Genomic DNA, 2,517 nt, shown 5'->3' on the forward strand with positions numbered 1-2,517 from the left:
AGTTTTTCAGGGAGTAGTGGAAAAAGGAAAGCTGAAAATGAAACAATTGCTGCCACCCACACAGAAATTATTTCAAAATTGTTTTCAACCATCTCTAAAAATTCCATGAAAGTCATACTACATTCCATTTTGTGCTAAGAAATAAAGAAGCAAACAACTTGCCTGTAACGCCCCCTTTTTAAACCGCCTGAAACCGAAAAAGCAAGTTGTCGCCCTCATGTAGGGTGTGTGCGGTACGCACGCACGCGTTCTCCATTTTCCCTGCAACTCCAACCCACCGCGTGCGTGCCTTTCGGCACACACCCTACCGATGGATTCAAAGGTCGTCTGAAAAAACGCTCGCGGCATTTGTTCCATCTGCTTTTCGATAAAAAGCTACCTGAAAAATTCCTGCCGTTGATATTTTGGTGACTCTTTTTCAGACGACCTTTTGCGTTTTTATTTTGTACAGGCCGTCTGAAAACTTCCTTAACAACTAGTGACCCCCGTAATCACGCCCAAAAAGATGCCCGGGGCGTTTGCCAGCATGACGGGGTAGTCGCGTTTTTCTTTCAAAAAGCCGTAGGCAACCCATAATGTGCAGTTGATGGCGGCGACGAGGGGTTGCAGCGGCGAGCCGGGGTTGCCGGCAAGGTTGTTTTGGATTTGTGGGATATAGGAAACGTACATACCGACGGCGGTCAGGGTGGCGACGACGGAAAGAATGCGCATTTGTTTTTCTGTCATAGTTCTTCCTTTCTGATTCGAGGGTTGGGTTTCAGACTGTGTAGATGTTGAGAGTGTGCCTGAATTTATATTTTTTGAGGTTTGGTTTTCAGACGGCCTGTTGTTGAGTTGAGTGTGGCCGTCTGAAAAAATCAGCTTTATTGTTTTGCTGCTTTGATATTGTCAATGAATTTATCGAACAGATAACCGACATCTTGCGGGCCTGGACTGGCTTCGGGGTGGCCTTGGAAGCAGAATACGGGTTTGTCTGTCAGCTCGATGCCTTGCAAGGTGTTGTCGAACAAGGATTTGTGGGTAATGCGTGCGTTGGCAGGCAAAGTGTCGGCATCGACGGCGAAACCGTGGTTTTGGCTGGTAATGACGACTTTGCCGCTGTCCAAATCTTGTACCGGATGGTTGGCACCGTGATGGCTGAAGCGCATTTTCAGGGTTTTCGCGCCGATGGCGAGGCTGATCAGTTGGTGTCCTAAGCAAATTCCGAAAATCGGTTTGCCGCTTTCCATCAGTTTTTGTACGGCTTTGATGGCGTAGTCGCAAGGCTCGGGGTCGCCAGGGCCGTTGGACAGGAATACGCCGTCAGGATTGAGTGCCAAGACGTCTTCCGCGCTGGTTTGTGCGGGAACGACAGTCAGGCGGCAGCCACGTGATGCGAGCATACGCAGGATATTGGTTTTGACGCCGAAATCGTAGGCGACGACGTGGTAAAGCTGTTCGGAAGGTGTAACGAAACCTTTGCCCAACTCCCATTCGCCTTCGGTCCATTCGTAAGTTTCCGTGCAGGAAACTTCTTTTGCCAAATCTTTGCCGACCATGCTGCCGAATGCGGCAATCAGTTCTTGTGCTTTTTCAACGGTGGCATCTGCACCGGTCAAGATTGCACCGCCTTGCGAGCCTTTTTCACGCAACAGGGTGGTCAGGCGGCGGGTATCGATGTCGGCGATGGCGACGGTTTTGTTGCGTACCAAATAGTCGTGCAGGCTTTCGGATGCGCGGAAATTGCTGTGCAAGAGCGGCAGGTCGCGGATAATCAAACCGGCGGCGTAAACGCTGCGGCTTTCTTCATCTTCGGCGTTGGTGCCGGTGTTGCCGATGTGTGGATAGGTGAGGGTAACGATTTGTTTGCAGTAGGAAGGGTCGGTTAGGATTTCCTGATAGCCGGTCATGGAAGTGTTGAACACGACTTCGCCGGAAGTCGAACCTTCGTAACCGATTGATGTGCCGTGAAATACGCTGCCGTCAGCGAGAACGAGAAGAGCCGGAGTGGTCATGATGGAATCCTGTTTGCCTGATGATGGTCGGTTCGAAAAAATGGGTCAGGCCGTCTGAAAAATAAAAATTGTTTACAAAAAAGACAGCCTTCGGAAATCTCGGCTAAAAAAAAACACGCTCCGCAGCTTTGATTTTGCTGTGTAACGTGCTTTTTCAGACATAGCGGTCTATGCCGTAGAAGCAGTGTATTTTAAGTCAAAGTAATAGGAATTTCAAGCATAGAGTAGATAATCGATAATTTAAAAACGTTTTATCTTTACGGTACAGTCCCTTGCTTTTGGAATGCTTGATGAATAAAGTTGAACTAAATATTCAGTCAGGCCGTCTGAAAACTGAGCAGGCAGATTGTTTCATTTTTGTTGTGTTTGAAATATAAGCGTAGGGAAATTCAGCCGAATCAAACATGAAACAGGCTGTTTATGCTAGAATCGTAACCTTATAAAAAATAAAAACAACGTCATTTTTAGCTGAGATTATCCGATGAAAAAAGAACACATTATGCAAAACGCTCCATCAGGCCGC

At 47.7% G+C, this 2,517-nt stretch carries 3 protein-coding genes; 1 reads left to right on the top strand and 2 read right to left on the bottom strand.

Annotated features, from left to right (window positions below):
- Positions 1–228 precede the first annotated feature (228 nt).
- A complete protein-coding gene (locus Q1M25_RS09495) occupies positions 229–411 on the top strand; it encodes a hypothetical protein (protein ID WP_300484069.1) in 183 nt (60 codons plus the stop codon).
- 57 nt (positions 412–468) lie between these two features.
- On the opposite strand, the gene Q1M25_RS09500 is transcribed toward Q1M25_RS09495, so the two are convergent.
- Together Q1M25_RS09500 and carA are read right to left on the bottom strand one after the other, a co-directional pair.
- Positions 469–726 (bottom strand): SemiSWEET family transporter, encoded by a 258-nt coding sequence (locus Q1M25_RS09500; protein ID WP_300484070.1) that lies wholly within the window; start codon positions 724–726, stop codon positions 469–471.
- A gap of 137 nt (positions 727–863) precedes the next feature.
- Positions 864–1,994: a glutamine-hydrolyzing carbamoyl-phosphate synthase small subunit gene (gene carA / locus Q1M25_RS09505; protein WP_300484071.1), complete on the bottom strand. Its 1,131-nt coding sequence runs from the start codon at positions 1,992–1,994 to the stop codon at positions 864–866.
- Positions 1,995–2,517: the final 523 nt, after the last annotated feature.

Origin of the sequence: uncultured Neisseria sp., assembly GCF_951230505.1 — a bacterium.
In the GTDB taxonomy this organism is placed as follows: Bacteria; Pseudomonadota; Gammaproteobacteria; order Burkholderiales; family Neisseriaceae; genus Neisseria.